This is a genomic window from Microbulbifer mixtoriginis (SeqCode) (assembly GCF_052468275.1).
Window position 1 is genome coordinate 538,247 of record NZ_CP174341.1, and the last position, 26,798, is coordinate 565,044.

25 protein-coding genes are annotated in these 26,798 nt (G+C 49.0%); 9 read left to right on the plus strand and 16 right to left on the minus strand.

The window, feature by feature from the left end:
- Positions 1 to 52: 52 nt before the first annotated feature.
- Entirely contained in the window at positions 53 to 1,837 is a 1,785-nt protein-coding gene (locus ACJJIC_RS02360; protein WP_445356378.1) for a DUF885 domain-containing protein, read from the minus strand.
- Between the two features lie 229 nt (positions 1,838 to 2,066).
- Positions 2,067 to 2,804, minus strand: coding sequence for a YopT-type cysteine protease domain-containing protein (locus ACJJIC_RS02365; protein ID WP_252084082.1), 738 nt, complete (start codon positions 2,802 to 2,804; stop codon positions 2,067 to 2,069).
- A gap of 642 nt (positions 2,805 to 3,446) precedes the next feature.
- Between ACJJIC_RS02365 and ACJJIC_RS02370 the strand changes: the two genes are divergently transcribed.
- A complete protein-coding gene (locus ACJJIC_RS02370; protein WP_445356379.1) occupies positions 3,447 to 4,304 on the plus strand; it encodes a carbon-nitrogen hydrolase family protein in 858 nt (285 codons plus the stop codon).
- A gap of 79 nt (positions 4,305 to 4,383) precedes the next feature.
- Here ACJJIC_RS02370 and ACJJIC_RS02375 read toward each other — a convergent pair whose 3' ends face one another.
- From ACJJIC_RS02375 to ACJJIC_RS02390, 4 genes are all read right to left on the minus strand, one after another.
- The gene (locus tag ACJJIC_RS02375; RefSeq protein WP_444923744.1) at positions 4,384 to 5,391 is read right to left on the minus strand and encodes a fumarylacetoacetate hydrolase family protein; all 1,008 of its coding nucleotides are present in this window, start codon (positions 5,389 to 5,391) and stop codon (positions 4,384 to 4,386) included.
- The gene (locus tag ACJJIC_RS02380) at positions 5,388 to 5,948 is read right to left on the minus strand and encodes a VOC family protein (protein WP_444887698.1); all 561 of its coding nucleotides are present in this window, start codon (positions 5,946 to 5,948) and stop codon (positions 5,388 to 5,390) included. Before ACJJIC_RS02380 ends, ACJJIC_RS02375 begins: the two co-directional genes overlap by 4 nt.
- A gap of 14 nt (positions 5,949 to 5,962) precedes the next feature.
- Positions 5,963 to 7,042, minus strand: a complete 1,080-nt coding sequence (gene hppD, locus ACJJIC_RS02385; protein ID WP_444887697.1) for a 4-hydroxyphenylpyruvate dioxygenase — start codon at positions 7,040 to 7,042, stop codon at positions 5,963 to 5,965.
- Positions 7,043 to 7,298: 256 nt separating this feature from the next.
- A complete protein-coding gene (locus tag ACJJIC_RS02390) occupies positions 7,299 to 7,547 on the minus strand; it encodes a hypothetical protein (RefSeq protein ID WP_252084077.1) in 249 nt (82 codons plus the stop codon).
- A gap of 348 nt (positions 7,548 to 7,895) precedes the next feature.
- On the opposite strand from ACJJIC_RS02390, the gene ACJJIC_RS02395 reads away from it, so the two are divergent.
- Together ACJJIC_RS02395 and ACJJIC_RS02400 are read left to right on the plus strand one after the other, a co-directional pair.
- Positions 7,896 to 8,876, plus strand: coding sequence for a calcium/sodium antiporter (locus tag ACJJIC_RS02395; protein WP_252084076.1), 981 nt, complete (start codon positions 7,896 to 7,898; stop codon positions 8,874 to 8,876).
- Positions 8,877 to 9,016: 140 nt separating this feature from the next.
- On the plus strand, positions 9,017 to 10,006 hold the full coding sequence (locus tag ACJJIC_RS02400) for a glycerophosphodiester phosphodiesterase family protein (RefSeq protein WP_444910942.1): 990 nt from the start codon (positions 9,017 to 9,019) through the stop codon (positions 10,004 to 10,006).
- Between the two features lie 3 nt (positions 10,007 to 10,009).
- On the opposite strand, the gene ACJJIC_RS02405 is transcribed toward ACJJIC_RS02400, so the two are convergent.
- The 5 genes from ACJJIC_RS02405 to ACJJIC_RS02425 all read right to left on the minus strand — a co-directional run bounded on the left by ACJJIC_RS02405 (position 10,010) and on the right by ACJJIC_RS02425 (position 13,223).
- Positions 10,010 to 10,333, minus strand: a complete 324-nt coding sequence (locus ACJJIC_RS02405) for a chaperone modulator CbpM (RefSeq protein ID WP_252084074.1) — start codon at positions 10,331 to 10,333, stop codon at positions 10,010 to 10,012.
- A 2-nt stretch (positions 10,334 to 10,335) separates the two neighbouring features.
- On the minus strand, positions 10,336 to 11,289 hold the full coding sequence (locus ACJJIC_RS02410) for a DnaJ C-terminal domain-containing protein (RefSeq protein WP_445356380.1): 954 nt from the start codon (positions 11,287 to 11,289) through the stop codon (positions 10,336 to 10,338).
- A gap of 137 nt (positions 11,290 to 11,426) precedes the next feature.
- Complete coding sequence (locus ACJJIC_RS02415) at positions 11,427 to 11,795, minus strand: hypothetical protein (protein ID WP_444891645.1); 369 nt, start codon at positions 11,793 to 11,795, stop codon at positions 11,427 to 11,429.
- A gap of 1,020 nt (positions 11,796 to 12,815) precedes the next feature.
- Complete coding sequence (locus tag ACJJIC_RS02420; RefSeq protein ID WP_444910940.1) at positions 12,816 to 12,950, minus strand: winged helix-turn-helix domain-containing protein; 135 nt, start codon at positions 12,948 to 12,950, stop codon at positions 12,816 to 12,818.
- Positions 12,951 to 12,989: 39 nt separating this feature from the next.
- Positions 12,990 to 13,223, minus strand: coding sequence for a hypothetical protein (locus ACJJIC_RS02425; RefSeq protein WP_444910939.1), 234 nt, complete (start codon positions 13,221 to 13,223; stop codon positions 12,990 to 12,992).
- 403 nt (positions 13,224 to 13,626) lie between these two features.
- Here ACJJIC_RS02425 and ACJJIC_RS02430 point away from each other — a divergent pair, with 403 nt between their 5' ends.
- Positions 13,627 to 14,466, plus strand: coding sequence for a hypothetical protein (locus ACJJIC_RS02430; protein WP_444910938.1), 840 nt, complete (start codon positions 13,627 to 13,629; stop codon positions 14,464 to 14,466).
- Positions 14,467 to 14,981: 515 nt separating this feature from the next.
- Here ACJJIC_RS02430 and ACJJIC_RS02435 read toward each other — a convergent pair.
- From ACJJIC_RS02435 to ACJJIC_RS02455, 5 genes are all read right to left on the minus strand, one after another.
- The gene (locus ACJJIC_RS02435; RefSeq protein WP_444910937.1) at positions 14,982 to 15,545 is read right to left on the minus strand and encodes a TFIIB-type zinc ribbon-containing protein; all 564 of its coding nucleotides are present in this window, start codon (positions 15,543 to 15,545) and stop codon (positions 14,982 to 14,984) included.
- A 128-nt stretch (positions 15,546 to 15,673) separates the two neighbouring features.
- Positions 15,674 to 17,383, minus strand: coding sequence for a flotillin family protein (locus ACJJIC_RS02440; RefSeq protein WP_444891647.1), 1,710 nt, complete (start codon positions 17,381 to 17,383; stop codon positions 15,674 to 15,676).
- Positions 17,384 to 18,037 (minus strand): YqiJ family protein, encoded by a 654-nt coding sequence (locus tag ACJJIC_RS02445; protein ID WP_444910936.1) that lies wholly within the window; start codon positions 18,035 to 18,037, stop codon positions 17,384 to 17,386. It lies immediately after the preceding gene.
- Entirely contained in the window at positions 18,037 to 18,765 is a 729-nt protein-coding gene (locus ACJJIC_RS02450; RefSeq protein ID WP_444910935.1) for a PspA/IM30 family protein, read from the minus strand. Before ACJJIC_RS02450 ends, ACJJIC_RS02445 begins: the two co-directional genes overlap by 1 nt.
- Before the next feature lie 100 nt (positions 18,766 to 18,865).
- Positions 18,866 to 19,321 carry a hypothetical protein gene (locus ACJJIC_RS02455; RefSeq protein ID WP_444910934.1) on the minus strand — a complete coding sequence of 152 codons (456 nt, stop codon included), beginning with the start codon at positions 19,319 to 19,321 and terminating at the stop codon, positions 18,866 to 18,868.
- A 296-nt stretch (positions 19,322 to 19,617) separates the two neighbouring features.
- On the opposite strand from ACJJIC_RS02455, the gene ACJJIC_RS02460 reads away from it, so the two are divergent.
- The 5 genes from ACJJIC_RS02460 (at position 19,618) to ACJJIC_RS02480 (ending at position 26,796) form a co-directional block, all read left to right on the plus strand.
- Positions 19,618 to 21,000 (plus strand): nicotinate phosphoribosyltransferase, encoded by a 1,383-nt coding sequence (locus tag ACJJIC_RS02460; protein ID WP_445356381.1) that lies wholly within the window; start codon positions 19,618 to 19,620, stop codon positions 20,998 to 21,000.
- A gap of 208 nt (positions 21,001 to 21,208) precedes the next feature.
- Positions 21,209 to 22,840 carry a TldD/PmbA family protein gene (locus tag ACJJIC_RS02465; RefSeq protein ID WP_445356382.1) on the plus strand — a complete coding sequence of 544 codons (1,632 nt, stop codon included), beginning with the start codon at positions 21,209 to 21,211 and terminating at the stop codon, positions 22,838 to 22,840.
- A 35-nt stretch (positions 22,841 to 22,875) separates the two neighbouring features.
- The gene (locus ACJJIC_RS02470; RefSeq protein ID WP_444883341.1) at positions 22,876 to 24,207 is read left to right on the plus strand and encodes a TldD/PmbA family protein; all 1,332 of its coding nucleotides are present in this window, start codon (positions 22,876 to 22,878) and stop codon (positions 24,205 to 24,207) included.
- Positions 24,208 to 24,234: 27 nt separating this feature from the next.
- Positions 24,235 to 25,866 carry a TldD/PmbA family protein gene (locus tag ACJJIC_RS02475; RefSeq protein WP_252084063.1) on the plus strand — a complete coding sequence of 544 codons (1,632 nt, stop codon included), beginning with the start codon at positions 24,235 to 24,237 and terminating at the stop codon, positions 25,864 to 25,866.
- A gap of 204 nt (positions 25,867 to 26,070) precedes the next feature.
- Complete coding sequence (locus ACJJIC_RS02480; RefSeq protein ID WP_282930459.1) at positions 26,071 to 26,796, plus strand: DUF4159 domain-containing protein; 726 nt, start codon at positions 26,071 to 26,073, stop codon at positions 26,794 to 26,796.
- Positions 26,797 to 26,798: the final 2 nt, after the last annotated feature.

Here is a 26,798-nt window from a genome sequence, read left to right on the forward strand (position 1 = left end):
TTCTTGCAATCCCGCTCTAACAATGAAGAGCGGGATTGCAAAACAAGACACTTTAAGAGGCTTTCTGCTCCGCAATAAACCGTTGCATCTGCTCTTCCAACATGGAAAGCGGTAGGGCTCCATTTTTTAACAGTGCATCGTGGAAAGCACGCAGATCAAATTTTTCTCCCAACTCCTTTTCCGCTTGAGCGCGTAACTGGCGGATCTTAATTTCTCCCATTTTGTAAGAGAGGGCTTGGCCTGGCCAGGATATATAACGATCCACTTCTGCGCGTACATTCGCGGGAGATAGCGAGGTATTACTGGAGAGGAAATCGAGCGCCTGCTGGCGAGTCCAGCCCTGAGAGTGAATACCGGTATCAATCACCAAACGTGCCGCACGCCACATTTCATAGCTGAGACGACCAAAGTGTTCATAAGGCGTTGTATATAAGCCCATCTCCTTGCCAAGGCGCTCGGAGTAAAGCGCCCATCCCTCACCAAAAGCGCTTAAGTAAAGTTCTCGGCGGAAGTCCGGTACATTCTCCAGTTCCTGAGACAAAGCACCTTGCAAGTGATGACCGGGTACCGCCTCGTGTAAAGTCAGTGCAGGCAGTTCATATAAGGGGCGCTGATCCAGGCCGTGTGTATTCAGCCAATAGGCCCCACCACGGGTGCCACCGATAGCGGCAGGATTATAGGAGGCCGTGGTGTAGTTGGGCGCGATTTCGCTGGGTACCGGAACGACGCCATAGGGGGTGCGTGGCAGCAGATTAAAGAACTGTGGCAGCATATAGTCGATTCGCTTGGAGATATAGGCAGTCTCCTTTAGCAGCTCTTCCGGCGTTTTGGCATAGAACTGGGGGTCCGTACGCAGAAAGTGAGTAAATTCCGCAAAGCTACCTTTAAAACCAGATTCCTTTATTAACGCTTCCATTTCTGCACGAATACGCTTCACCTCGGCCAAACCTGTGCGGTGAATTTCCGCTGGATCCATATCCAAGGTGACGTAATAGCCGATGTTGTAGCGATAGTAATCCTTACCACCACGCAGCTGTTCAGCCCCAAGGGTCTCACTGGCGGCTTTCAGATAATCCCCTTCCAGGAAGTTTGCTACACGGTCAAAAGCCGGAATAGCCACCTGTGCAATAGCTTCTTTGCCGGCATTGCGCAGCCGCTGCTGCTCTTCAGTAGTAATTGCAGCAGGCATCTCCGCAAATGGCTTATACAAGCTGCTTTTAGTTGGGTCTTTATAAACCTGAGCTCGCACCGTAGGGGCTATGCCTTGCACCACTATTTTGGGCAAAACAAAACCTGTGCGAATACCCTCGCGCATATTGGCAATATTCTCATCAAAGAAGCGGCCAAACTCGCGGATACGAGCGATGTAATCCTCATAATCCGCGACGCTGGTCATCGCCAGGCCACTATGCGCATCCAGGGCCGTGCCGAAAAAACTAGAGAAGGTATTGAGCGGTATACGCTTCAAGAATAACTGATTGGCCTCGATGGAATTTTCCAGTACCCAGGCGAGCAACTCCCGATTAACCTTGTCCGAATCCGCTAACTCGCTAGCGTCTATCGTTTGCAAGCGCTGCAGCAATTTTTGCTCGGACTTCAACCGACGCGCTCTATCCTCAGCAGTCACCCCCGGCAACTGACGGTTATAGTCCGACACCCCCATACGTCCCGCAGTAATTGGATCCTCGCGCAGACGATACTGCCAGTGGTCTTCGATCACATCCTGGAGCTGTTCTGTTGCCGTTGTGGCCCAAGATACTGGGGTTAGTACACAAGTGGCCAAGATAACGCCAGATAGCCGCTTAAAGTGTTTTGCCAGGGCCTTGCCGGATTTCACGCTGCTCTCCATTTAATCGCTAAGTTTATGCTCATCGAAATTGATATTCGTTATGACCGGCCAACCTTAACATGAGTGACACACTGCAAGATTGTTTTCCGTGACTCTGAAACCGAGATAGTTCGTGACTTGAGGACGAGGTGGTTGAAGATTGATTACATAAAAGGGTGTGAATTGAGAGGGCTGTGGGAACCGCAGTGGCTGCAACTCCCACACTATTGGTGGCTAATCAGCCCCTGCGCGCATAAGAGCGAATAGCAAAGCCACCACTCAAACCGGCGGAATACATAGACTGATACCAGAAGGATTGGGTAAACCAATTAAAGAAAGAAGCGCGGGATTCAAACCAGAATTCGCCAAAGTTCGGATCAAAGAAAGCGATGTCTTGCGCTACCCAGGCAGCCATGGTGTGACCGGCGAAAGTGCCATCCAGGCTGATTTTTTTATAGCAGCCCGCTCCGCCCGTTTGATCGAGAATAATTTCCCGAGCCAAGGCATTGGGAGAGAACAAACCGCTCTGCCCATTGGCTCTACGCGGATTATTAATACCACGAATCGTATTACCACCACGCCCATTGGGGAAAGCCCCCCCAAAAATATTCTGACTGACAGGATACAGGTTTTGCACCCCCAACCAGGCTTCGGTAATCCGATCCTGATCATCGTGCATGCCTGCCTGTTGTAAAGTCATCACATGATAGAGATGGCGCTCATCGAGCGTGTTATTGGGGTATAACCAGCTCCACAAAGTACCGCCTTCAGAGTGATACTTCATCCAAAAAGCCGAGAGGGATTCACACACACCACCAGCAGTATCTTCATGCATGGTGATCAACCCCTTCACCGGATCGAAGCATTGGCTAAAGTCCTTGACAATTACTCCATTGTATCTGGGCACCGCCTGTTGCACGGGCTGTACACGTGTACCAGTTACGGTAAGAATGGTTTTGTCGACCCAAATAGGCATTTTTATTCTCTCACTTCTACTAGGTAAGAAAAGCGCTTTTAAAATCCCTTTTAAAAATTTAGTGGAATTTTTCTACGCCACTTATCAGATTGGGCCGGCATTGAAGCAGAAAAGTTTCAGCGCCAACAGGAAATAGAAAAGCTTTTTAAATCGACTCTGGCACTCTTTTTCCAGGCCGCATAAATGCTTATTTTGAAGGGAGGTTTTAAGTGGTGCTGGCCAAATTTTATTGGCTATAGTGGTATTTTTTTGTTCAACCACGATAAAAACAGATAGTAAGAGTCTAAAAATTACTGCTGAAATTTTAATTGGTAGGGCTTTCCCTCGGAATTACCATTTCTGCTAAGACCATATACAAAACCACCCAGTTTTTTAATTGCTTAAAAAGTATAAAGAAAAAATGGAGAGGGAAATTTTTGCAGAAAACTATTGAGAAATTTCAGTAGCCATACCCCTAAGAAACTGGATCTACACTAAAAAGAACTTATCAAACCAATATGGGGTTCACCCTCTCCAAAGTTCGCCTCAAGATAAGTGGGGCTAGCAAAGTGAGAATTATCACTCTGTTACATTTCATTCTCATTATCAGGTTTTAGCTTTATCAATACTCCGTAATAAAACTGGAGAAAAAGGAGACCCTTAGTGAAAAGCCTTTGTGTTGCAGCAGTGCAAATGGTCAGTGGCGAGAGCGTTACAAATAATCTCTCACAGGCCTACAAACTACTTGTGGAAGCTGCCGAGCACGGCGCGCAACTGATACTACTGCCGGAAAACTTTGCGCATTTCTCGGATAAAGGTAGTTTTTCCGTGGCCGAACCTTTTTGCATTTCTGGTAAAGCCAATGCAGACAGACAACCCATTCAACACGCACTTGCAAATTGGGCAAAGGAGCTGGGTATCTGGCTGGTCGCAGGCTCGATACCCTTACTGGAGCGAGCCGACGGTAGCCCTACTGAGGGGAAGTGCAGCCGCTCAGCGTGCCTGCTATTCGACGATCAAGGCGCTTTGCTGGCTCGCTACGACAAAATACATTTATTTGATGTGGAAGTTGAGGACGCTACCGGCAGCTATCGTGAATCCGCCAGTATTGAACCCGGCAACGAGCCCTGTGTGGCGACATCGCCCTGGGGGGCTCTGGGGCTCAGTATCTGTTTTGATCTGCGCTTTCCCGAACTCTACCGCCTGCTAGCCATAGCCGGTGCTGAGATTTTTTTTGTGCCTGCGGCATTTACCCACACCACAGGGCGGGCACACTGGATGACCCTGTTGCAAGCACGTGCGATTGAGAACGGCTGCTTTGTAATTGCCGCCAATCAGGGGGGGACCCACTCGGAGAAAAGACGTACCTGGGGACATTCCGCGATTATTGATCCCTGGGGTGAAATCCTGGCCGAAGCCGGCGAGGGTGAAGCATTCATCACTGCCACACTGGAAGCTGAAAAGTTGGCCAATATACGGCGGCAAATGCCATTACTTTCCATGCGTCGGCTTGGGGTCTAAATAAAAGGTATCTAAATAAAAAAGGGGCACCTAACGGTTGCCCCTTTTTTACGAAATAAACTGTGGCAAGAAGGTGATATTAAACCTTCTCCACTGTCTGCTCGATACGCCCAAAAATAGACTGACCTTCACCATCGAACATCTCGATAGCGATAGTGTTGCCGAAATCCATAAACGGTGTACTAGGCGAACCATTCTGGATGGTTTCGATCATGCGGATCTCAGCGATGCAGCTGTAGCCAACTCCACCCTCTGCTACCGGTTTGCCGGGACCGCCATCCAGCTTATTGGATACGGTACCGGAACCGATAATAGTACCCGCACAGAGTGGGCGGGTCTTCGCCGCGTGGGCGATCAACTGGCCAAAGTGGAAGGTCATATCCACACCAGCATTGGGCTCACCAAACTTCTCACCGTTCAATTGTGAGACCAGTGGCAGGTGCAACTTGCCCTCACGCCAGTTTTCACCCAGCTGCTCTGGAGTCACGCATACCGGTGAGAAAGCACTGGAGGGTTTGGACTGGTAGAAGCCAAAACCTTTAGCCAACTCCGCAGGAATCAATCCACGCAGGGAAACGTCATTCACCAACATTACCAATTTGATATGGGAGAGCGCATCCTCGGCGGATACTCCCATGGGTACATCGTCGGTGATTACGGCGATTTCCGCCTCGAAATCGATACCAAAGCCCTCACTTTGCGGCATGGTCACCGGCTCGCGCGGGGCCAGGAAGGTATCAGAGCCCCCCTGGTACATCAGCGGATCGCTGTAAAAGCTCTCAGGCACCTCGGCACCGCGAGCCTTGCGCACCAACTCAACATGGTTCACATAGGCACTGCCATCGGCCCAGTGATAGGCGCGCGGTAGAGGCGATGCACACAGGCTCTGCTCGAATGGCTCTCCGGCAATCTCGCCGTTGTGCAAACGCTCGTGCAGCTTCTCCAGCTCGCCACTGACGGCTGCCCAGTTGTCCAATGCACTCTGCATGGTGGGAGCGATATCGCCGGCCGGCACCATACGGGTAAGATCATCGCTAACAACAACCAGTTGGCCATCGCGGCCGGATTTAAGGCTGGCTAACTTCACTGTGCCTCCCCTTCAGTTTTTTCCACAAATTCTTCTTCCCCGTGCATCCAGGCGGCGTGCCTTGGGGCTTTTTTAGTACGCGACCACTCTTCCAACATATCCTCAGCAACCCGCTTCAGCTCTTTGTGCATACCAGGCTTGGCGGTATTGGCAGCCAGCTCAATGCGATGACCGTTGGGGTCGAAGAAGTAGATCGACTGGAAAATCGTGTGATTGGTAGGGCCGAGTACGTCGACCCCGGCCGCTTCCAATCGCGCTTTGGTCGCGAGCATTTCTTCCATGGACTCCACTTCGAAAGCGATATGCTGCACCCATTTGGGTGTGTTCTCATCGCGCCCCATCTCCGGGGAGTTGGGGATTTCGAAGAAGGCAAGCACATTCCCCATACCCGCGTCCATAAAGACATGCATGTAAGGGTCCGGCTCACCGGTTGAGGGTACCTCGTTTTCGGCAATGGCCAACTGGAAGTCCATGCCGAGAAGATCGCGGTAGAATTCCACTGTCTCCTTGGCGTCCCTACAGCGATAAGCCACGTGGTGAATGCGCTTAATGCCCATTGAAGCCTCCGTTATTATTCCTTTTCTTTAATGACGCCACGCTTGAGCTGGTCGCGCTCAATGGATTCAAACAGGGCTTTGAAGTTGCCCTCCCCGAACCCTTCGTCTTCCTTGCGCTGGATAAATTCAAAGAATACCGGGCCGAGCATATTGGCAGAGAAAATTTGCAGCAGCAGACGCGGCTGGCCGCCCTCAGTGGTGCCATCCAACAGGATGCCGCGGCTTTGGAATTCCTCGGTAGGTTCGCCGTGCCCTGGCAGGCGCTCTTCCAGCATTTCGTAGTAAGTGTCCGGCGGCGGGGTCATAAACTCCATACCGCGCTCTTTCAGGCGATCCCAGCAGGCAATTAAGTCATCACAAGCAAAGGCGATATGCTGGATACCCTCGCCGTTGTACTTCATCAGGAACTCTTCGATCTGGCCGCCACCACCAGCTGCTTCTTCGTTCAGCGGAATACGGATCTTGCCATCCGGTGCAGTCATCGCCTTGGACAGCAGGCCGGTGTATTCGCCTTTAATGTCGAAGTAACGGATCTCGCGGAAATTAAACAGATCTTCGTAGTACTTGGCCCAGTAATCCATGCGGCCGCGATACACGTTGTGGGTGAGGTGATCCAGAGTGTGGAAGCCGCAACCTTCCGGACGACGGTCAACGCCCTCTTCCCAGATAAAGTCGATATCGTAGATAGACTCACCATCTTCGTAGCGGTCGATCAGGTACAGGGTCGCACCGCCGATACCCTTGATAGCCGGCAGTTTCAGCTCCATCGGGCCTGTCTGTACATCTACCGGTTGAGCGCCCTTGCGCAAAGCTTCTTCGTAAGCAAACTTGGCATCTTTCACCCGGAAGGCCAGGCCACAGGCAGAGGGACCATGCTCCTGGGCATAGTAGTAGGCGTGGCTGTCGGGCTCGTAGTTTGTGACAAAGTTGATATCACCCTGGCGCCACAACTCCACAGCTTTAGAGCGGTGGCTGGCCACCTTAGTAAAGCCCATGGCGCTAAACACAGTCTCGAGAATGCCTTTCTCCGGCGCAGTGAATTCTACAAATTCGAAGCCATCCAAACCCATCGGGTTCTCAAATAAGTCGGCCATGCAGTCCTCCGTCTCTTATCATCGCGGCGCCATTTATCGGGGCTGCGCGCTGGTTAATTTCTAGCGCAAAGGAAGTTAGTTGCAGATGTAACTAATGTCAAGGGGGCCAGGAATACGTACCCAAAGGCAGCATTCAGTCACTAAATATGAGGAGATTATGCGTTCACGTGAATTGTAAAAAAGACCGCTAGATAAGCGATTCAGGTGAGTAAGAGAGGCGCAGCACAGGCTTGTACCGCACCCTCAGCAGCAGATGCTATTTACGAGCGCACTTGCCAGTATCGGTGCGGCACATATGCTCTTTATGAAACTTGCCGCTCATCTGGTCGCACTGGGATTTGGTAACATCCCCGGCGCAGGCACTTTCTGCATGCTGGCAGCACCCGGTTTCAGCAGTGCCCATACCGCCTTTGTCCATGGACTCTTCCTTTTTCCTCTGTTCACAAGCGGAGAGGGTCAGCACCAGCGCAGCCGCCAGTATTCCGATTGAAGCTTTGAATTGCATATAGGCCTCCTAACTAGCCGGCGAGTGGCCGGTGACATGGATATCGCGGAATCCGCCGCCCATGGCTCTGTGCGACCCGCGTAAACATACCCGACATCTCCACCAACTGAGCGGGCTTCGCACCGGGGCACAGAGCCTCTCAGCCATCCCGTAGATTTACCGGGCCATGCATTGACTGTAGCCCACACTGGCAGCGGAACCATCTGACTGGCGGGACACTTTCGATTTTTTACAGATATCGCGCCTACCTTTTCAGCAATTCACTGATTGTGACGCCGAGAGCCGGTACAATCGCTGACCGTTTGTCGGGCCATGCCCCAATCCGCCTGTATCTTTTGAGGACTGCCTATGCTTCTCGCCGCTCTCGCCATTATCGCCGGCTTTATTGTGCTGGTCTGGAGTGCTGACCGCTTCGTGGAAGGCGCCGCTGCCACAGCCAAGCACGCCGGTATGCCCACGCTGTTGATCGGCATGGTGATTGTCGGTTTCGGTACTTCTGCCCCTGAGATGGTAGTTTCAGCCATTGCCGCGCTGGATGGCAGCCCCGGCCTGGCCCTGGGCAACGCCTATGGTTCCAATATCACCAATACTGGCCTGATCCTTGGCCTCAGCGCCCTGATAATTCCCTTGAGCGTACATTCGAAAATTGTGCGCAAAGAGCTACCGCTATTAATGGCCATCACTCTTCTGAGTGGCGCCTTCCTATGGAATGACAAGCTGGAGCGCTGGGAATCAATCATTCTGTTACTGGGTTTCTTCGGCTTGATCGGTTGGAGTGTATTCTCCGCCCTGCGCGGCAAAGGCGATAATCTGGAAGGTGAGGTCGCTGAGGAGCTGGAAGAACACGCCATGCCCCTGGGCCGGGCTCTGTTCTGGGTAGTCGCCGGCTTGGTACTTCTGATTGTCAGCTCGCGGTTGTTGGTTTGGGGCGCAGTGACCATCGCCGAATCGCTGGGCGTTAGCGATCTGATTATCGGCCTTACTATTGTCGCCCTCGGTACTTCTCTACCAGAACTGGCAGCCACCATAGTAGCCGCGCGCAAAGGCGAACACGATATTGCGATAGGCAACGTGGTGGGTTCGAATATGTTCAATCTGCTGGCCGTGGTGGGGATTGCCGGCACTATCGCTCCCATGTCCAGTGTGCCACCGGAAGTACTCACCAGAGACTGGCCCATGGTGATCGGCTTGACCCTGGCCCTGTTTGTCTTCGCCTATGGCTTTCGTGGCCAGGGTCGAATCAACCGCTGGGAAGGCGGTGCTCTTTTGACAGCTTACCTTATCTACACTGGCTACCTCATCACCACCATTACTAAAGCCGCACTTTGACCGTACTTGGGGTGGCTTCACACCACCCCAAGTTTACCGCCTGAATTCGCCATAATTTGCCCCCAAAAAGCCCGTTCTTCCAGACCAGTGCCAGCTAGTATTGGCAGCACCTCAAGGGAAATAATGACGGAGATGCTTTTATGAGGCGGAGCTTTTTTGCCAAAGTTGGCATGTTGGGTTCTTTATTCGGCTTTGGAGCTATTTACCTATTAAATGCTTCCTGGTTGGCTCCAACACCCCAGGGCGAGCCCGTTCTTATTTCCCATCGCGGTGTCTACCAAACCTACAATCGCGATAATCTAGGGCGTGACGATTGTACGGCTATTCGCATATTCCAGCCTGAGCACCGCTATCTTGAAAACACCATTCCCTCCATGGAAGCAGCATTTGCGCATGGCGCGGATATTGTCGAACTCGATATCCATCCCACAACCGACGGTGAATTTGCCGTATTTCATGACTGGACTTTGGATTGCCGTACAAATGGAAGAGGCGTCACTCGGAAGCATGCCATCACTGACCTAAAGAAACTCGATATCGGCTATGGGTACACCTTCGATGGCGGAAAAAGCTTCCCTTTTCGCGGCCAGGGCATTGGCCTACTACCCACATTGAAAGAAGTTCTGCAACACTTCCCAGATCGACAATTCCTGATCAATATAAAAAGTAATGACCCCAATGAAGCAGACCTACTCAATAACTATTTACGCCAACACCAACTACTCTCCGATTCCCGCTTAATGGTCTACGGCGGCCCCCTCCCAATCGCAAGAATACGGGAGTTAAGGCCCAAAGCTTTGGCCTTCAGTAGGGACAGCGCAAAAGGTTGTGCACTGGGATATTTGCTGATTGGGTGGAGCGGCTATATCCCCGAGGCTTGCCGCAACAGTATTGTTATGGCACCCAATACCTGGCATTGGGCACTCTGGGGCTGGCCGAACCGATTTATCGACCGGGTAGCCCAAAGCGGCAGTTTAGTCATAGTGCTGGATCATCGAGATAAAAAGGGCGGCCTTACCGCTATCTACCGACCAGAGGATTTAAATTTCCTGCCTAAGAATTACAACGGTGTTATCTGGATTGAGAAAATTGAAGTCATTGGTCCACTGTTACAAGCCAGCCATGAATAAACACTAACGTTTTCGCCGCTGTTCTAATCGCGCCAGCTGTGCTTGTAACCGCTCTATCTCTTCAAGTAATTCCAGCGCCAGCGCAGCACCGGCAAGATTGACTCCAAGATCCCGCTCCAGCGTGTAGACACGACGAACCCTGCGCACGCAAATACCACTAAAGCGCCAGCGGGGTTTGCGCGCACGTGGCTCGATAATACCTTCCTCCACCAGTGCCAATATACGTTCAGCAGGAAGCTCACAGGCGCGGCACAATTCGCTCAAACTCAGTTCACTCTCTTCATCAAGCAGCACACCGGTGACCTGTTCGGCCTTTCTAACTCTCATTATCAGCTCCCCATGGATTGGCGCGGATTAAAGTCAAAGGCCTTACTGAATTGGCGATAGGCCTCGCGCTGAGCATCGCTAGTGGCAGAGGGGGTAACTATCTGCAGCACGATGTACATATCACCAGGTTGTTTGGCGGGGATTCCCCGCCCCTTGAGGCGAAGCTTCTTGCCGTTATCACTATTGGCAGGGATGGTAACTTTCAGGGGCCCGCTCGGTGTTGGTACCTGTACTTTGGCCCCCAAGGCCATCTCCCAAGGGGCCATGGGTAAGTCCAGATAAACCGTTGGGCCCTCGGTATGATAGAGACGGTGAGAGTTGAACATGATCTCGAGGTAAAGGTCACCGGGTTTACCGCCGCCAATGCCTGCTTCACCCTGCCCGGCCAGACGAATTTGCTGACCTTCAGTAATCCCTTTTGGAATCTTGACGTTTAGTGTGCGCTCCTGCAGTTGCGGGCGCCCATCCTCCCCCAACACCGTGTGTTTAAGGGTAATCTGCCGACTGCTGCCGCGATAACTGTCTTCCAGATCTATGGCGATTCGCGCATAGGTGTTTTCCCCCTGAGCACTGTACTGGCGCCGCTGCCTGCCGCCATAGCCATGACTAAATCCGCCTCGCCCAAATAAGCTCTCAAAGAAATCGCTGAAGGCCTCACTATCGGCATCGGTATAACCACCACCGTGAAACTCAAACCCCTGATCCCAATTAGGGGGCGGCCGGAAATCCTGGCCGGACTGGAAGCCACTACCTAACTGGTCATAGGCCGCACGTTTCTCTGGATCCTTAAGTACTTCGTAGGCCTCATTCACCTCTTTAAAGCGCTCCTCGGCATCCTTCTCACTACTGACATCGGGGTGGTATTTACGTGCCAACTTTCGATAGGCACGCTTGACCTCCGCCTGATCAGCGTTCCGCTCCAGACCGAGAATCTTGTAATAGTCCTTGTATTCCATGGCTTTAATAAAAGCCGATGATGAGAGGGTTCGCCACGTATTTAAAGTGAGAAAATCGACGCGAGTATTATCTGGTTAAGTAGATGTCCACTGGTAAATAGAAGCGCCGATAGAACAATCGGCGCCGTACTACTAACTTAATGCCCAGTTTCGTACCACATGTTGGCTGTTACATATTCGATACTTCCATCCTTGTAATGGATATAGGCCTGCGCCTCGTTGGATGAATAAGCTCTGACTGTCACACCGCATGACAGCCCAGAATTACAGCCTTTTACCCAATGGACCCGATCAATAGATTTAGAGATATTGGTAATACTCCAACTTCCAGAAGTGGAGCTTCCAAAACTGAAATCTATTCCATTACAGTGGGAAGTGCCATTACCCATTACATGGCCACCAGGCTTAACATTTAGTTGGCAAACAAGATTGGCAGAAAAAGCCGGTACAGCTAAAGAGGAGGCAAAAATCAAAGAACTCGCTAATAGAATTTTTTTGATAGTCATTTTCCTAACCTAGTTATTTTTATATATTAGTTGTCGCAGCAAACCAAATTAGCGACCTTAATCAGGTTAACATCCAGATTTTAATCTTCAAAGGCGCTTCCAGAATCCTAACGAAAAAAATTGAGAATCTTTTATCAATTTTATGCAATTTTTTTCCATTATTAATAGATCAGTTTATAAAACCCAGATACGGATGATTTAAATGACGATTCAGCCTTTAAAGACGACATCAAAAAAAGAGTATTGATGCGCCATTTCAATTAGCGACTTAAATAGCACATAAACATCAACTACTCAGCTAAAGGAAACAAAAATGAATCATGCTCCCAGAGTAACATCACTACAAAACTGGTAATTATCGCTCGGCAGAATAAGGATCTTCCGCGGTCAAATAGGCAAGAATATCTGCTTTCTTTTCTTGGGAATGTAACCACTCTCGAATTTCTTTTACTTTGTCATATAGCTCTTCGCCAAATCTGCTTCTATTAACCTCAGAAAAAGTCTCTTGTGCCCTAGTATGCCTAACCTTTTTCTGCCACTCATGGGTAACCAATGAGTTCAAAGAAGCAGCAAGCCCCTCAGCTCTCAGAAGCTCCCACTCTCCTTTATCCAGCCAAATACCACCAACTGTCGGGCTATAATCTAAACGGTGTTCACTAGCCGCAGTAATTTTTTATTTCTGCATAATCATGCCAGATGCCGGACATAAAATAGTTTTTTGGTACATTAAACCACTACTTCGTTCAGCACATCTTAGTTATTATCCCGGCAGGAATATAGACTGGATTAGGTGCCGGTAAATATAGAACTGGATAGAATTCCTTTATCTAATTTACTCGAAATTTCAACCAAGCTCTCACCACTTTTGCATGAAGCGCGTTTAACGTTAAGTTGAATAACAGGTATTCGTCCTTTAGAGGCATATCCTCACCCATACTGACAATGGGAGTTAATTACCCTACTCGATATCAGTCTATTCCTTTTTCGCCATATTCTGAATTTTGGATACTCCGCCTACAACTAAGATATTTTCTGAACTGGGCACTGCTCATAAGCACTTTTTAGAGGTGTTTGTAGTGTGAATCCCTTGTGAGTTAGTAGATCACCGATAGCTCTGATATCGATTTTAATCTTAAATTTTTTCTTGATCAGCATCTAAAGATGCTTATCTCGTTCAGAGTGAATAAGTCATCTTTATTTGATCTGGGTGTCTATGGATAATCGATTGCTTGATGATCCTCTCCTATTCTTCAGTGAGTAAGGAGCCCGTTCCAGGCTTTTGGCCAGGAGTTTTTGCTGAAATTTCTTTAGCACCATGAGCAAAATACGCTCGATACCATTTTCAATGATTTCAAAATAGACACTAACATTGTCGGCAACTTCTTTATGCGAGGAGTCATGTTGCCTAACCAAATGTCTTGCTTGCATTTTTCTTCTTTAGTAGAAACATAAAGAGTATGTGTGTATCTTCTTTTTCATACCCACACCACAAAATCACTAGATATCCGTCAGATTAACATTACTTGATACCAAGCATTCCTAAAGCCTACTTTTAAAAGAGATCTTAACGATCAAAATTAATCTCAACTTCTAAACATTAGAGGTATCGTTCCTCTTTACCATATAGTTTTTCAACAACCCCAAAATTATTCACTAAAAGAAGTTCTACTAAACTATTGATTAATATTATTTTTTTCTTATAATTTTGAGTATTCTAAGTTATTCAACATGCTGCTGGTTAGCACTCACTCCTGAAGTATAGAATCGTCGCGTAATTCAGGATATCGAATATAAAATCTCAAACTTAAGAAAAAAATTCCAAGGATAAGGTATGCATTGCTCTGGCTGCGGTAAAGACATTCCATTTTCCGGAGAGGTTTGCCCTTACTGTAATCGATCTAAATCTTACGACAAAAAATATCTATCATTAGCCCCATTTTTAGCACTTGTATTCGCACTTTTTGGTTATGGGTTGTTTGATTGGTGGGGTGTCATCATCGGGTTGATTGCTGGATACGTGTGTCCTGCATTTATCATAAGTGATAATGATAGTAACGGCCCCCATGAAAACCTTTCTCTGGAGAACTCAAAACGCGAACAAGTCTCATTGACATATGAAAAATCGAGGACAAGAAATGCTCACAAGGAGAGAAAATTAAAAACTTCTAACACAGGAGCTCACAAAGGAAGTCGCCGCAAGCTAGGCCAAAGAACAAATAAAAATAAGACATTAGAAGAGAAAGATATAAACTTAAATTATGATTCTGATTTAATTCACGTAGACCATATACTTGCAAGTGAAATCGACCGTGATGAAGAAGAACAAATAAAGATTTTTAAATTTCAACTTCAAGTAACCAATATAACAAATATTAACCTGAATGATCTAACCGTAGATATTGATTTTTATGGTAATGGTGAATTTTCAGGCCCAGAAAATTATCCAAGGCAAGAAACTCTCGCCCCTGATGAAACACACTTTTTCTCAACCTACATGAAATTCCCAATAAATACGGAAGTAATAGATTTGGATATTTCAGTTAAAAAGCAAAAAGAAATTAAGGATGATCATTCTGAACTGCCATTATTCGCTTGGATATTCATGTATATAGGTCTGTTTTATACTTTATTTAAAGGTTTTCACATTATCTTCGATTTACCCTTTAATTGATTTCATAATCTGCCAGAAAGCCGAGTATTTAGCACCATAGTAGGTATTACATATCAGTAATTTTCATTTTAAAAATGACCTAGATCAGGCTCCCGGTTCAGGTTGGGGTTAAGCTAAAATGGTTGAAACCAATACCCTTTGCCCCCAAATAGAGTAGAGATCTAAAATATATTGCTATTAATCCGGCGAGAATATGATTGAGTTTACTATACTTTATATTTGATCTTATTATGCTGAAAACAGCCAGTGACTCGTTAAGATGTTTTCTTACAATAGCTATATATACTCTATAATTTTTTCTTAAGCTATTTAGCATTGCTGTGGATATCAATCTTTAGATTATAATCAAAATATTAATCTGGGTTGAACTCTAGAAAATATGAAGGTAAAAAGAATACTTCTATTCACTTGGACTGAACTATTTCAACTAAAAAATAATTTTTCAGAGCACTCCTAATTCGCCAAGGGAAGAAGAATATATTATTCCCAGAATTAAAATACTCTACAAATAGCAATTATCGTTCGGCAGAATAAGGATCTTTCGCGGTCAAATAGGCAAAAATATCTGCTTTCTTTTCTTGGGAATGTAACCACTCTCGAATTTCTTTTACTTTGTCATATAGTTCTTCGCCAAATCTGCTTCTATAAACCTCAGAAAAAGTCTCTTGTGCCCTAGTATCCCTAACCTTTTTCTGCCACTCATGGGTAACCAATGAGTTCAAAGAAGCAGCAAGCCCCTCAGCTCTCAGAAGCTCCCACTCTCCCTTATCCAGCCAAATACCACCAACTGTAGGGCTATAATCTAAACGGTGTTCACTAGCCGCAGTAACTTTTAACTTCTGCATGATCATGCCTGTTACCGGACATAAAATAGCTTTCTTGGTATCTTCAGCCACGATTTCATTTAGCACAGCTATATTATCGGAAAACTTATACTCGGGATTTTTTCTTTTCCAAGTCAGATAGTCTTCAACCAGAATCCAGTTCCCACCACAACTTGAGCAGGTATGTGCACGAAACAACTGCTCAATGACAACTGGTTTGAGCACACCTTTTTTACAACTGGTACAGCGTTTCATAATTTCTTTTCCATAAAAAATAACCCAGATCTTTTTTAAAGACCTGGGTTGCGAGATTAGAGTTTTTATCAGATAAGTAACTAGTAAATAAAACTCGAATATCGTTTATCTACCAAATCTGAAAAATATTAACTCTCTGTCTCAACGGGTTTACTTAAGTTGCCAACACCCGCTTCTTTCAAGAGAGAATCCACTAAGGGGGCCATCGCACGGTGCTTCAGAGCACTGCCGACTAAAGCTTCCGGCAGGCTTTGGCCTTTAGCTTCCGACTCTCCATCCAGAATTCCACTGGAGGCACGACCATCCACACCATTTAAACCTTCGACAGAAATAATTTTCATGCCATCAATACTTTCCATCGGTTTAACACTTTCACGGATAATATTGGGCAGATTCTCATGCAGGCTCAGCACCTTCTTCAATGCAATCTGAGCTTCACTGAGACTGTTGTATGCCTCGTTCATCAGACGCTGACCTTCAGCATCCACGGCGTATTTCTCGCGATCTGCTTCAACCTTAATACGAATTGCCTCTGCCTCTGCAGAAGCCTGCAGGCGAAGTGCTTCGGCTTTATCTTCTGCAGCTGACTTCTCCGCTTCGGCCATTACTTTAATACCGGTAGCCTGACGCTCAGCCACTTTCTGGGCTTCGATAATCTCAATGCGCTTATCACGCTCTGCCACTTCTACGTCCTTGGCAGTGCGCACCTGCTCCTCCGCTTTTACCGCTTCAGCCAGTGCAACGTTGGCCTGCTGGTCTGCCTGGGACTGCTCTTTGGATTTTTCCGCAACGGCAATTGCCCGCTCTTGCTCCGCAATCTCTACAGATTTCTCTTTGGAGATACGCTGCTCATCGAGAATACGCTCGCGCTCAATTTCCTGCTCTTTCAGGCGGCGCTCCTTTTCAATCTCCAACAGTTTAGTCGCCTGCTCTGCAGCAATCTGGGATTGGCTAACTTCACGCTGGGCTTCAATTTCTGCCTGACGCGCAGCCCTGTCTTGTGCGGCCAGTTCACGAGCAATATCAGCTTTTTGTGCGGCTTCGCGATTTTCCAACTCGCGCTGTTGCTCCAAATGGGCGTAACGTTTTTCTTTATCGATTTCCAGTTTCTGGCGCTCGGCTTCGAGGTTTTTCTTCTCGATCTGCACCATAGTTTCCTGTTCGACGTCGTTCACTTCCTTGCGGCGCGCTTCAATAGAGCGGGTCATGCTGGCAAGGCCTTCGGCATCGAAGACATTATCCTGGTTAAAAAACTCTTTGTGGGTCTGGTCCAGACCGGTCAAAGAGACAGACTCCAGTTCCAGTCCATTCTTTAATAGATCCTCGGAAACTACTTGTTGTACTTTTTGCACAAACTGGCTGCGTTGCTCGTGTAATTCTGCCATTTCCATTTCGGCAGCCACAGAGCGTAGTGCGTCAACAAATTTACCCTCAATCATTTCCTTCAAGGCTTCGGGGTCCAGAGTGCGTAGGCCCAAAGTCTGTGCCGCATTGGCAATCGCCTCGGCATCGGGCTTCACGCGCAAATAGAATTCCGCGAGTACATCGACACGCATACGATCTTTGGTAATCAGCGCCTGGTGCTCTTTACGGGATACCGCAAGGCGCAGGGTATTCATATTTACCGGAATAATTTCGTGCAACACCGGTAATACCAGTGCACCACCATTCATAATGACTTTTTGCCCACCCATACCGGTACGCACAAAAGAACGCTCTTTAGAGGCACGGGTATAAAGCCTTGCAAAAATAGTCCCAATAACAATCAGGGCCACTAATATAGCCCCGGCAATAAATACCATAATCGGAAGGTTTCCTATCACTGCTAGATTCTCCATTTAGTTATTCTCCATAAGATGTATACTGCTGGGGCGAGTTACTCGAAAATGTGCTCCCAGCTCTTCAACCAGTAACACCTTATCCCCCTGATTAAATATTTCACTCTCATCCGGCTCCACCATTACATAGTGTGTGGTTCCGTATTCATCACTAAAACGCGCCTCTGCCGGTGAACCGGCTTCTGCTCTGCCGATCGTAATAATCGCTACACGGCCAATAAAGGAGTTTCTCTCAACCGCCTCAGATTCATCACCCACGGCAAAGCGTCGCATAATATTGCCAACAAAACGTACCTGGGGGAGAGCCAGGAAAAGGACTCCGACAGCAAGTAAACCACCCGGCAATAGATACCCAAAGAATGACTCCATGAGCATTTGGATTAATAAGCCCGTTACTCCAAAACCAACCAAAAAAGTAACTAACAGGATAAGTGCAGGCACTTCCCCAAAGCGTAACCATCCGAGTAGTTTAGTCATCCCCCCTGATAACCCTGTGTCTGGTACGTCAACATTAAAATCTGGTAGTACGTTATCCAGTAAGTCTGAAATACCAACACCAATCAATGTCATCACGCCTTCAAGAAGCGCTATCATAAACATTAAAAATAGCGCGCCAGTGAAGATCAGGTTTTGATCTTGCAACAAAAATATCATCAGCCCCCCGATTTAATTTTGGCTAAACGTTCTTTCACACGATTATTTCGTGCAAACTCCTCAAGCTCTGCTAACTTACTGGCATCTATTTCGGAATCAAATGTCGATATAGCTGTACTACCTATTGCTCGATTAAATGCATCTGTAGCTTGTTCTACCTGGGCTTTCGACTTTCTATCCCTACCATATTCATCAGTAACAACGCTACCTCTTGCATTTTTATTGACTGCAATAAATTCCTGTAATTGCTCACGCATTTCACGCTTCTTACCTTGCAGAGCAAGAATATAAGAACCTAGTTCCTTTATTTCTATCTCATTTTCACTGATCGCTTTCTCTAAAATTGGAAGCTGCACCTCAATATCCATTTGCTTGGCGATGGCGACTTCAGCCAAATCATCACGACCTTCATTTACAGCGATGGTAATTTGTTCAGCTAAACGTTTATGACGTGTTTTTTCTTCGTTTAACGTTCTACTATTTAGATATTTAGATGCTTCTGCTTTCCCTAGCTGATCTCGCACATCCTTAATCGCATCATCCACATCCCGGATTGCCTGTTCCATCACTGACTCTGGCGCAGCAGCTTCAACTGAGTCCACAACTGCATTCGCTGACACAGAGATTAAGCGTGAAATGCGCTTAATTAATCCTTCTCTCAAAATTTTCTTTCCTTTTATTATTTCAATTTTCACCAAAGCCAGACCAAGTCCCTCAAAATCTGACAAACTTTATTAAGTACTTACCACAACAGGCTGCTAAATTACCGCTTTTTTTCAACAGTAATTCTGCCGCTTGCTTAACCATAAAGCCCATTTGCGCAGATACTTATTCCGCAGTTTCACTTTCAAGGCGTTCACGAATTCTCACGGCGGAATCACAGTGAATGCTGCGTGGACTGCTCTGTTGTGACAACAGCAACATTTTTTCCAGGAAAGCCTCGACACTTGGCAACAAGTCTTTCTCCAATTCCGGTGCCATTGGCTCTTTACCGGCCACATTTTGGATAATGGCGGCACCTTCTGTGAGCAAGTCCATTACCGCCTCAATCAACAGACTCCGCTGGTTTTCCTCCAGATAACGAGCCTTCAACGGCAGCATGGCCTCTGCAGAGGAGAGATAGCTGCGGGAAAGACAATCCCCGCCAATAGACTCTCTCGCCATTGCAATAATTTCGCGTACTTTTTCACTTTGGGTGACCGCCCCATTGCGATCAATCGACATCAAATATGCATAATCTTCCGCCGATAGGCGTGCCGATATAGATTGTGTTTTATTGAGCATAATGATCCCTTGCTTGCCATGTATACAAAAGTACACACCACTATGTGTAGGGTCAATTAAAACTCGCATGACCTATTGGTACGACAGAACCAGCCGGTGTGGAAAAATAATCTTTTGTTGATTGTGCTATCTATAATTCAGGGGATTTTTGTAAGGAATTGTTCTGATTACCGCCAGTTGTTTTAAATTACACATCCTTACAGGGATAAATTCCCGCAAAAATATTTTTGATTTTCACACCCAGAAACAGGCTTTTGGCGACACACCCATAGTTCCATCGCCAACTGACGGATGTAATGTCGATAGAAAACCTGATTCTCAATGTCGATAGCTATAAAGCCAGCCACTACCTGCAATATCCACCAGGTACGGAATTTATTAGCAGCTATATCGAGTGCCGCGGCGGGGAATTTTCTGAAACGGTATTTTTTGGTTTACAAGCTTTTATTAAACAGTACCTACAAAGACCTATCACATTTGCCAATATCGAAGAGGCAGGAAAGCTACTCAAGGCCCACGGTTTGCCCTTTAATCGCGCGGGCTGGGAACATATCGTCAGTAAACATCGAGGGCTGCTGCCTTTAGAGATTTGTGCTGTAGAGGAAGGAGGCATTATTCCTTTACACAATGTTATGGCACAAATTGTTAACACCTGCCCATCCTGTTTCTGGTTGACCAGTTATCTTGAGACCGCACTGGTACGCGCTCTCTGGTATCCGTGTACTGTCGCCACACAGAGTCGGGAAATCAAAAAAATCATTGCACATTATTTACAGCAAACGGCCGACAGCCAAAATACCCTTCCCTTTCAATTACACGATTTCGGTGCGCGTGGGGCCAGTAGCTTGGAAAGTGCCACGTTGGGTGGTATGGCTCATTTAGTGAATTTTTACGGAACAGATACGCTCTCAGGAATATTAGGTGCGAGAAATTTTTACCATGCCAATATGCCTGGATTTTCTATTCCGGCTGCGGAGCATAGTACCATCACCGCCTGGGGCCGGGATGGGGAAGCATTGGCCTATCAGAACATTCTGCAACATTTTTCCGGAAAAAATAAAACCGTTGCTGTGGTCAGTGATAGCTATGATTTATGGCATGCAGTGGAAAATATCTGGGGTGGCCAATTAAAAAACACGATTCAAAACAGTGGTGGGACCTTGGTTATCCGCCCAGACTCCGGCAACCCTGTACAGATTGTTGTCGAGTGTATAGAGCGATTGATGCATATATTTGGGGCTCACACCAACAGCAAAGGTTACCGTGTTTTGCCTGAGTATATTCGTGTTATCCAAGGAGATAGCATCTCTCGCTTCACTATCCCCAAAATACTGCAGGCAATGCAGAAGCATAAGCAGAGTGCCGAGAATGTCGCTTTCGGTATGGGCGGCGGGCTGCTGCAAAAAGTCGACAGGGACTTAATGAGCTTTGCCATGAAAGCCAGTGCTATTCGCATCAACGGTATCTGGCGAGACATCTACAAGGACCCGCGCACAGGGCCAGAGAAAAAATCCAAGCGCGGACGCCTGGCCCTGATTCAATGCGAGAATGGCGACTTCAGAACCATTCGTCTGGAGGATGTAAATCAATACAAGAACTTTCTGAGACCAGTGTTTCGTAACGGCAATTTGCTTATAGAAACGACTTTTGCTGAGGTGCGCCAGCGCGCAGCCCTTTAGCAACTTGATTCATCCCCCTCCTCTTTCCGTAACCATTTGCCCCTAGCAAACCTCATTTCACCGAACCAACACTTTACAAAAGCAATCATGGCCTGTTACCTGTATATGTTTGTTGTCTGGACAAGGCGCCCGGCCGGGCCTCTTGTATGTATCGGGCACAATAACAATAAGCACACCCCCAAACGCTATGGGGGGATAAAGGTAGCCAATGGAAAGAAGAAAATTCCTCAAGATCGCCGGCGTCGGCTCCAGTGGTATTTTATTACCACTGCAGGGCATTCAGGTCAGCGCCGAGCAACTGCTCAATGAGGGCATGCACAGCTCGCACAAACGACACCTGGCAGATGTCGCCCTGAATACGGCGCGCAAAGCCGGTGCCAGTTATACCGATGTGCGCATCGGTCGCTATCTCAACCAGTACGTTATGACCCGCGAAACCAACGTGGAGAATATCGTCAATACCGAATCCCTCGGCGCCGGTATCCGGGTAATCGCCAATGGCACCTGGGGTTTCGCCGCCACCAACGATCTGACTGCCGACGGCGTTGCCCGCGCCGCACGCCAGGCGGTTGCCGTTGCCAAGGCCAACGCCAAATATCAGACCGAGCCCGTGCGCTTGGCACCGGTTAAAGGCGCAGGCGAGGTTTCCTGGCAGACACCGATCAAACAGAATGCCCTGCAGGTGCCCATCAGTGAGAAAGTCGATTTCCTGATGGATGTTAACAATGGGGCACTCAAAGCCGGAGCCAGCTATATTCGCTCTTCCCTGTATTTAGTCAATGAGCAGAAATACTTTGCTTCCAGCGACGGTTCCTATATCGACCAGGATATCCACCGCCTGTGGGCGCCCATGCAGGTGACCGCTGTGGATAAGAAAAGTGGGGCCTTCAAAACGCGCAATGGCCTCAGCGATCCAGTGGGAAGGGGTTATGAATACCTGGCTGGTCACAACAAAGACAAAATTCGCGGACAGACCACGCTCTACAAAGCCTCCTACGATATGGCCGAGGATGCCGTGCTCGCGGCCGAGCAGGCCAAAGCCAAGCTATCGGCCAAATCCATCGATCCGGGCAAGTACGACTTGGTACTGGAACCCTCGCACCTATGCCTGACCATCCATGAATCTGTGGGCCACCCATTAGAACTGGACCGCGTGCTGGGCTACGAAGCCAACTATGCCGGAACTTCCTTCGCCACTCTGGATAAGTGGCGCAGCGGTAAATTCCAGTACGGCAGCGACAAAGTCACCCTGTTTGCCGACAAGGTACAACCGGGCTCCCTCGGTGCCGTCGCCTATGACGACGAAGGGGTTAAAACCAAGCGTTGGGATCTGGTGAAAGATGGCATCCTGGTGAACTACCAGGCCACTCGCGATCAGGTACATATGATCGACCAAAAGGAATCCCACGGCTGCAGCTACGGCGATAGCTGGTCCAGCGTGCAATTCCAGCGCATGCCCAATGTCTCCCTGGCTCCGGGAGAAAAGAAGTACTCAGCCAAAGACATGATCCGCGATGTGGAAAAAGGCATTTACATCGTCGGGCGCGGCTCCTACTCCATTGATCAGCAGCGCTACAACTTCCAGTTCGGCGGACAGCTGTTCTATGAGATCAAAAACGGTGAGATCGTCGGCCAGGTTGAGGACGTTGCCTACCAGTCCAACACGCAGGAATTCTGGAATTCCTGCTCGGCGATATGCGACAGCAGCGACTACCGCCTGGGCGGAACCTTCTTCGATGGTAAGGGCCAACCCAGCCAGGTAAGTGCGGTATCCCACGGCTGCTCCACCACCCGTTTTGACCAAATTAATGTAATCAATACCAAGCGCAAGATTTCCTGAAGGGCGCACAAGAATAAGTAATTGGAGAAAAGGCAATGGCAATTCTGAGTAGAAGTGAAGCGAAGCGTATTCTCGATAAGGTTTTGAAATACAGCCGCGCCGATGAAGCCAGCGCACAGCTGGCCGGCAGCGAGACCGGCAACATTCGCTATGCGCGCAACAGTGTTTCCACCAGTGGCATCGTCAACGATATCGAGCTGGCGGTAGAGGCCCGTTTCGGCAAGAAATCCGGTGTAGCCACCATCAACGAATTCAGCGATGCCTCCCTGGAAAAAGTGATGCGTCGCGCGGAAGAGCTGGCCAAGCTGTCCCCAGAAAATCCGGAAGCCATGCCGATGCTGGGCCCACAGAAATATGTCAGCGTAGACGGCTTTGCCAAGTCCACCGCAGATATCACCCCAGACCAACGCGCCAAGGCGGCCGCAGATTCCATTATTGCAGCCAAGGAAAAGAAGGTGGTTGCCGCAGGTTATCTGGAAGATGAGCGTTCTTTTGCCGCAGTCGCCACCAGCAAGGGCCTGTTCGGCTACCACGCCTCCACTTCCGCCAACTTCACCGTAACCATGCGCACAGAGAATGGCCTGGGTTCCGGCTGGGCTGAAAGTGATGTTACCGATTTCGGTGCCATGAATACCGGCAGCACTTCCTCTGTCGCCATCGACAAGGCGGTCCTGTCCCAGGAAGCCCGCGCTCTGGAGCCAGGCAAGTACACCGTGATTCTGGAGCCCAATGCGGTGTCCGGCCTGGTGGGTTACATGATGAGCGGCTTCGATGCGCGCAGTGCCGACGAAGGCCGCAGCTTTATGAGCAAAAAGGGCGGCGGCAACCGCACCGGCGAGAAGATGTTCGACAAGCGCGTAAATTTCTACTCCGATCCCACCAGCCTCGATGTGCCGGCCCAACCCTGGACCGACGGTGACTTTATGCAGCTGGGGCGCACCGAATGGGTGAAAGACGGCGTAGTGAAAAACCTGGCGCGCAGCCGCTACTGGGCCGAGCAAAGCAAAGGCGAAGTGGTCCCCGAGCCCAAAAACCTGATTATGATCGGCGGCGATAAAACCACCGAAGAACTGATCAAAAATACCCGCCGCGGTATTTTGGTATCCCGCACCTGGTATATCCGTATGGTCGATCCGCAGTCCATGCTGCTCACCGGCCTCACCCGCGACGGCACCTTCTATATCGAAAACGGCAAGATTAAATACCCGGTGAAGAACTTCCGCTTCAACGAGAGCCCGGTAATCATGCTCAACAATATCGAAGATATGGGCGTCCCCCAGCGAGTGGGTATGTGGGGCATGTCCGCCATGATTCCCGCACTGAAAGTACGCGACTTTACTTTCAGCAGCCTTTCTGACGCCGTTTAACCGCCAGCACCACTTGAGGATAACGAAATGGATAGAAGAAAATTTCTCCAGCTCAGCGGTGCCGGCCTGGGTGTTTCCATGTTGCCGCTGTCCGGCAATCTGGTGGCCGAGAGCAAACTGACCCAAAGCGGTATTGATCTCTCGGTAAAAAAAGAATTTGCCGATGTCGCCCTGAATACCGCCACTAAACTCGGCGCCACTTATGCCGATGTGCGTATTGGTCGCTACCTGAATCAATACGTAATCACCCGCGAGATGAAAGTGCAGGACGTGGTGAACACCGAATCTATCGGCATGGGCATTCGGGTTATTGCTAATGGCACCTGGGGCTTTGCTGCCACCAATGACCTGACCGCCGATGGCGTCGCCCGCGCCACCCGTCAGGCAGTAGCCACGGCCAAGGCCAACTCCAAGTACCAGCAGGAGCCAGTACAACTGGCCCCGGTGAAAGGTCATGGCGAAGTCAGCTGGCAGACACCGATCCAGAAAAACGCTATGCAGATCCCCCTGGCCGACAAGGTGGATCTGTTGATGGATGTAAACAAGTCTGCCCTGGATGCCGGCGCCAGCTATATCAACTCCATGTTGTACCTGGTGAATGAGCAAAAGTATTTTGCCTCTACCGATGGCTCCTATATCGACCAGGATGTTCACCGTTTGTGGGCGCCCTTCTCGGTCACCGCGGTGGACAAGAAAACCGGTGGCTTCCGCACGCGCCAGGGCCTTAGCCAGCCGGTAGGACGCGGCTTTGAATACCTGGATGGCCGCGCCGAAGACAAGATCCAAGCGCAGACGGTGCTCTATCGCGATTCCTACGATATGGCCGAAGACGCACGCCTGGCGGCGCAACAAGCCAAGGAAAAGCTCACGGCTAAATCGGTCAAACCAGGCAAGTACGACCTGGTCCTGGACCCAAGCCACCTTTGGCTCACCATCCATGAATCCGTCGGCCACCCGCTGGAGCTGGACCGCGTGCTCGGCTACGAGGCCAACTTTGCCGGCACCTCTTTCGCCACTATCGATAAATGGCGCAGCGGCAAATTCCAATACGGCAGTGACAAGGTCAATCTGTTTGCCGATAAGGTACAGCCCGGCTCTCTCGGTGCCGTCGGCTACGATGATGAAGGCGTGAAGACCCGCAACTGGGATCTGGTAAAAGACGGTGTGCTGGTGAACTACCAGGCCACCCGCGACCAGGTACATATGCTGGGGCAAAAGAAATCCCACGGCTGCTGCTACGCAGATAGTTGGTCCAGCGTGCAATTCCAGCGCATGTCCAATGTTTCGCTGTTGCCTGGCAAGGAGGAGCTGAGCGTCGACGATATGATCAAGGATGTGGAGAAAGGCATTTATATTGTGGGTGCCGGTTCCTTCTCCATTGATCAGCAGCGCTACAACTTCCAGTTTGGTGGACAGCTGTTCTACGAGATTGAAGACGGCAAGATTACCGGCATGGTGGAGGACGTCGCTTACCAGTCCAACACCCAGGAATTCTGGAATGCCTGTTCGCAAGTCTGCGACAAAGATGATTACCGCCTGGGTGGTTCCTTCTTTGACGGTAAGGGACAGCCGATGCAAACCAGTGCCGTGTCCCACGGTAGTTCCACTGCACGCTTCGACGGTATCAATGTGATTAACACCAAGCGCAAGCTGGGCTAATCACTGATCCACGCAGGGGTCAGGCCGGAAAACCGGTATGGCCCTAGCGTTATGATTAAAGGAAAGCAGGCACTTCACTCAAGACGCGCTGTGAATACGTCCCTGTACGCTCGTAATCGGCATCCATGCCTCATACGGTCTTGAGTGAAGTACCTACTTTCCTTTCTAGCTAACAATAAACCAACGCAGTAACAGAGTTATCCCGTGTCCCTCACCCGCAAGGCTTTTCTTCAGCGCCTGATCCTGGGTAGCTGCGCCGCAGCGCTGCCTCTGGGCACACGCGCACAAAATACAGCACCGGGTAGTGCACAGGAGCACTACGATTTTTATTTCACCCGCTTGATGTACGAATCCGGTGACTGGGATGTGGATCAGCGCATGCCCTCCAACCTGCTCAATTCACTGGTGGAATACACCAATCTCAGGGTTGATCCCAAAGAGCACATAGTGCCGCTGGCCGATAAGAAAATGCTGCTGGCGCCTTTCTGCTACCTGGCCGGACACAAGCTGGTGCAATTCACTACGGAAGAGGCAAAGAATTTTCGCGATTACGTCAATCGCGGTGGCTTTGTATTTGTTGACGACTGCAACCACGATATCGACGGTCTCTTTGCCAAATCCTTCGAAGCGCAAATGGCCGAGCTGTTTGGCGAAGACTGCCTGCAAAAACTCCCGGACAATCACGACCTCTACCGCTGTTTCTTTCAATTCGATGAATTGCCGGTAACCAGCTTTGAATTAAATGGCTGGGGTGATGATCTGGTACACGACTACCTGAAAGCCATTGTTGTAAACGGCCGTATCGCCGTGCTCTACAGCAACAAAGATTTCGGCTGCGAATGGGACTACGACTACCGCAACAAACGCTGGCTCGCCATCGATAACACAAAATTTGCGGTGAACATTGTTATTTACGCACTGACGAGCTGATT

Bases quoted from the DNA above. Each gene is read 5' to 3' on its own strand.
- ACJJIC_RS02440 (WP_444891647.1), bottom strand. From the start codon at position 17,383: ATGGAGAATCTAGCAGTGATAGGAAACCTTCCGATTATGGTATTTATT.
- ACJJIC_RS02425 (WP_444910939.1), bottom strand. From the start codon at position 13,223: ATGCAAGCAAGACATTTGGTTAGGCAACATGACTCCTCGCATAAAGAA.
- ACJJIC_RS02465 (WP_445356382.1), top strand. From the start codon at position 21,209: ATGGAAAGAAGAAAATTCCTCAAGATCGCCGGCGTCGGCTCCAGTGGT.
- ACJJIC_RS02430 (WP_444910938.1), top strand. From the start codon at position 13,627: ATGCATTGCTCTGGCTGCGGTAAAGACATTCCATTTTCCGGAGAGGTT.
- ACJJIC_RS02455 (WP_444910934.1), bottom strand. From the start codon at position 19,321: ATGCTCAATAAAACACAATCTATATCGGCACGCCTATCGGCGGAAGAT.
- ACJJIC_RS02420 (WP_444910940.1), bottom strand. From the start codon at position 12,950: ATGCTGATCAAGAAAAAATTTAAGATTAAAATCGATATCAGAGCTATC.
- ACJJIC_RS02365 (WP_252084082.1), bottom strand. From the start codon at position 2,804: ATGCCTATTTGGGTCGACAAAACCATTCTTACCGTAACTGGTACACGT.
- ACJJIC_RS02400 (WP_444910942.1), top strand. From the start codon at position 9,017: ATGAGGCGGAGCTTTTTTGCCAAAGTTGGCATGTTGGGTTCTTTATTC.
- ACJJIC_RS02470 (WP_444883341.1), top strand. From the start codon at position 22,876: ATGGCAATTCTGAGTAGAAGTGAAGCGAAGCGTATTCTCGATAAGGTT.
- hppD (WP_444887697.1), bottom strand. From the start codon at position 7,042: ATGGCCGACTTATTTGAGAACCCGATGGGTTTGGATGGCTTCGAATTT.
- ACJJIC_RS02445 (WP_444910936.1), bottom strand. From the start codon at position 18,037: ATGATATTTTTGTTGCAAGATCAAAACCTGATCTTCACTGGCGCGCTA.
- ACJJIC_RS02415 (WP_444891645.1), bottom strand. From the start codon at position 11,795: ATGACTATCAAAAAAATTCTATTAGCGAGTTCTTTGATTTTTGCCTCC.
- ACJJIC_RS02390 (WP_252084077.1), bottom strand. From the start codon at position 7,547: ATGCAATTCAAAGCTTCAATCGGAATACTGGCGGCTGCGCTGGTGCTG.
- ACJJIC_RS02475 (WP_252084063.1), top strand. From the start codon at position 24,235: ATGGATAGAAGAAAATTTCTCCAGCTCAGCGGTGCCGGCCTGGGTGTT.
- ACJJIC_RS02435 (WP_444910937.1), bottom strand. From the start codon at position 15,545: ATGAAACGCTGTACCAGTTGTAAAAAAGGTGTGCTCAAACCAGTTGTC.
- ACJJIC_RS02405 (WP_252084074.1), bottom strand. From the start codon at position 10,333: ATGAGAGTTAGAAAGGCCGAACAGGTCACCGGTGTGCTGCTTGATGAA.
- ACJJIC_RS02380 (WP_444887698.1), bottom strand. From the start codon at position 5,948: ATGGGCATTAAGCGCATTCACCACGTGGCTTATCGCTGTAGGGACGCC.
- ACJJIC_RS02395 (WP_252084076.1), top strand. From the start codon at position 7,896: ATGCTTCTCGCCGCTCTCGCCATTATCGCCGGCTTTATTGTGCTGGTC.
- ACJJIC_RS02460 (WP_445356381.1), top strand. From the start codon at position 19,618: ATGTCGATAGAAAACCTGATTCTCAATGTCGATAGCTATAAAGCCAGC.
- ACJJIC_RS02410 (WP_445356380.1), bottom strand. From the start codon at position 11,289: ATGGAATACAAGGACTATTACAAGATTCTCGGTCTGGAGCGGAACGCT.